Origin of the sequence: Kitasatospora sp. NPDC093558 (assembly GCF_040683475.1) — a bacterium.
Lineage (GTDB): Bacteria > Actinomycetota > Actinomycetes > Streptomycetales > Streptomycetaceae > Kitasatospora.
In genome coordinates this window covers 1-3,189 of the sequence record NZ_JBFBDY010000682.1, presented here as the reverse complement: position 1 = coordinate 3,189, position 3,189 = coordinate 1, and the positions used below count along the sequence as shown (strand labels likewise).

The window sequence follows — 3,189 nt, the reverse complement described above, 5'->3', positions numbered from 1 at the left end:
GCCCGGATGCGGGCCCTGGCGGCGGCCGGGCGGGACCCCCAGTACGCCGCCGCGGAGGCGGAGCGCGCGCCGTTCGAACGTGTGGTGCGATCAACCCGCATTCCGGTGCCTGAGCAGGGGCAGGCGCATGGCACGCTATAGGGGTTCGGGTTTGAGCGTTTGAGCGTACAGAAGGTACGCGCCGTACGGAACAAGGAGCGGTCAGGGTGCAGCGCTGGCGTGGCCTGGAGGAGATCCCCGGTGACTGGGGACGCAGCGTCGTCACCATCGGCTCGTTCGACGGGGTGCACCGCGGACACCAGCTGATCATCGGACGGGCGGTCGAGCGCGCCCGCGAGCTCGGCGTCCCGTCCGTCGTCGTCACCTTCGACCCGCACCCGCGCGAGGTCATCCGCCCGGGCAGCCACCCCGCGCTGCTCGCCCCGCAGGCCCGGCGCGCCGAGCTGATCGCGGGCCTCGGCGTGGACGCGGTGCTGGTGCTGCCGTTCACCCCGGAGCTGTCGCAGGAGTCGCCGGAGACGTTCGTCCGGCAGGTGCTGGTGGACGCGCTGCACGCGCGCGTCGTCATCGAGGGCCCCAACTTCCGCTTCGGGCACCGGGCGGCCGGGGACGTGGCGCTGCTCGGCGAGCTGGGCCGGGCGGCCGGCTTCGACGTCGAGGTGGTCGACCTCCAGGTGAGCGGCACGGCCGGCGCGGGCGAGCCGTTCTCCTCCACGCTGACCCGCCGCCTGGTCGCGTCGGGCGACATGGCCGGGGCCGGCGAGGTGCTGGGCCGGCCGCACCGGGTCGAGGGCGTCGTGGTGCGCGGGGCGCAGCGCGGGCGCGAGCTCGGGTACCCGACGGCCAACGTGGAGACCGTGGCGCACAGCGCTATCCCGGCCGACGGCGTGTACGCGGGCTGGCTGACCGCCGACGGCGAGCGCATGCCGGCCGCGATCTCGGTGGGCACCAACCCGACGTTCGACGGCACGGCGCGCACCGTCGAGGCGTACGCCATCGACCGGGTCGGCCTGGACCTGTACGGGCTGCACGTGGCCGTGGACTTCCTGGCCTACCTGCGCGGGATGGAGAAGTTCGACTCGATCGACGCGCTGCTCGACCGCATGGCCGACGACGTCAAGCAGGCCCGCGAGCTGACCGACGGCGCCTGAGCCGTCCCTTGGGGGCCCGCCCCGAGTACCCGCGAAGGGCCCGCCGACCTGGTGACGCTGTTGGTTAATTCGGGTCCTGCTTCGCCCCGCCGACCAGTTGGTCGGCGGGGCGAAGTGCTGCGAAGTGGCTGGTTCGGGTGCGGGCCCGGGGGTTTTGGGTGAGGTGGGCGTCGATGCGGGCGAGGTTGATCGCGGCGCCTGTGAGCTGGTGCTGGAGGCTGGTCTTGGCGAGGCCGCGGTAGCGGGATCTGCGCAGGCCGCATCGTCCGACACCTTGGGAGATCGTGCCTTCGACGCCTGCGCGGATCTTGTAGCGGTCCTTCCACTCGTCGGTCTGTTGAATGGCCCGGGCCTGGTGGAGTGCCTCGTACTCGTCACGGGTCCGCAGCGTGATCTCCCGGCGCTGAGCGTTCGGGGAGCTGACACATGCGCGCAAGTGCGGGCAGGGGCCGCAGTCGGCGGGTGAGAAGCGGACCCGGATGACCGGGAGCCGCTGCTGGGAGCGGCGGGTGGCCCACTGGCTGCTGACGGCGCCGTTCGGGCAGGCCACCTGCTGCCGGTCCCAGTCGATGGTGAAGGCGTCCTGACCGTAGGCGGCCTCGCCTTGGGACTGGGCCGAGGTGACGGACTTCAGCGGGCCGTGCAGCGCGACGCCGTGATCGCGCCGTGCGGCTGCCATGGCGGGGGCGTTCGCGTAACCGGTGTCCACCCAGTGCTCGTCGGGCAGCAGGTTGCGTTCGGCCAGGCCCGCGTGGACGACGGCGGCCATCCGGTCATCGGGGACCGGCGCGACCGTGGTGACCACGTTCGTCACCAGGTGCACGGCGTCGCTCTCGCAGGTCTCGGTGAGGTGGACCTTGAAACCGTCCCACTGCATCTCGCGCTTGACGCTGCCCCGGGCTTCGACGTCATAGGGGGTGACCAGGAGCATCGCGCCCGGCGGCCGGTCTTTGGGGTCCCGGTTTCTCACCTCGCCATCAACCAGGTGGAACTGCTGGACCCAGACCCGCCGCAGGGTCTCCACCTCGTCCAGCTCACGCAAGGCGCCCGCAGTGCCGGAGCCGAAGACGGCCTGCAGCAGCCGCATGCCGTCACGGCCGATCCGCAGACCCACCTCCTCCCGCTTGGCACGACTGCGGGGGAAACGCGACTCCTTGGCTCGGGTGGCGTAGTGCGTGAACCAGTCCGGTTCGGCGACGTCGGCCAGCCAGGCGGGGGCGGAGCGGGCGATGGCGTTCAGGCTCGCGCGCAGTGTCTCGGCCACCATCTCCAGTCGGCTCAGTGCGCGAGCGGCCGCCAGCACGTGCGTCGAGTCGGTCCTGGCCTGGCCCGTGGTCGTGAGCAGGCCCTTGTCCCGGGCGGCGGCCAGGACGGAGTCCAGCACCCGCCGGCCGGCGTCCGCTTCGACCAGACGATCGCGGAACTCCGACAGCACCGAGTAGTCGAAGCCGGGATCATCCAGCGCCAGGCCGAGCGCGTACTTGAAGTCGATCCTGGCTCGCACCGCCTCGGCCGCCTGCCGATCGGTCAGCCCTCCACGAACTGCAACACCACAACGAGGGCAAGCCGGCCCGGTGACCAGGCCGGCTTGCCCCGCCCTGGGAACAGATCCACGAACTGCTCGTCCCGGAACAACACCCCCACCTCGTCCCGGACCCGAATCGCCAGACTCCCCTTCGGGAACGCCGCCCGCGCCACCCGCACCGTCTCCGCCGGGATCTCCCCGGACTCCACCGGCCGCATCGACATCGACACCCTCCCCACACGACAACGTCGGCCTCCAAGACCTGGTTGTGGTCTTGGAGGCCGACGTCACGCAAAGGCCCGAATTAACCAACAGCGTCACCTGGTCGGCGGGCCCTTCGGCGTCACTGCGGGGGCTGCGGCGGGTAGCCGTAGCCGGGGGGCGGCTGGTAGCCGTCCGGCTCCGCGGGCGGGGCCGGGTGCGGGGCGGCCGGCTGGGGCCACTCCGGCGCGGGCGGCTGGGCGCCGCCCCGGTGGGGGGGCGGGTAGCCGTACCCGGCGGGGGGCGGGGGCT

At 72.5% G+C, this 3,189-nt stretch carries 1 protein-coding gene and 1 pseudogene; one reads left to right on the top strand and one right to left on the bottom strand.

Annotated elements, in window-relative coordinates:
• Window positions 1-206: 206 nt before the first annotated feature.
• Entirely contained in the window at window positions 207-1,151 is a 945-nt protein-coding gene (locus tag AB0O00_RS33655) for a bifunctional riboflavin kinase/FAD synthetase (RefSeq protein ID WP_363658324.1), read from the top strand.
• 64 nt (window positions 1,152-1,215) lie between these two features.
• On the opposite strand, the pseudogene AB0O00_RS33650 reads toward AB0O00_RS33655, so the two are convergent.
• Window positions 1,216-2,900 (bottom strand): annotated as a pseudogene (locus AB0O00_RS33650) (IS1182 family transposase).
• Window positions 2,901-3,189: the final 289 nt, after the last annotated feature.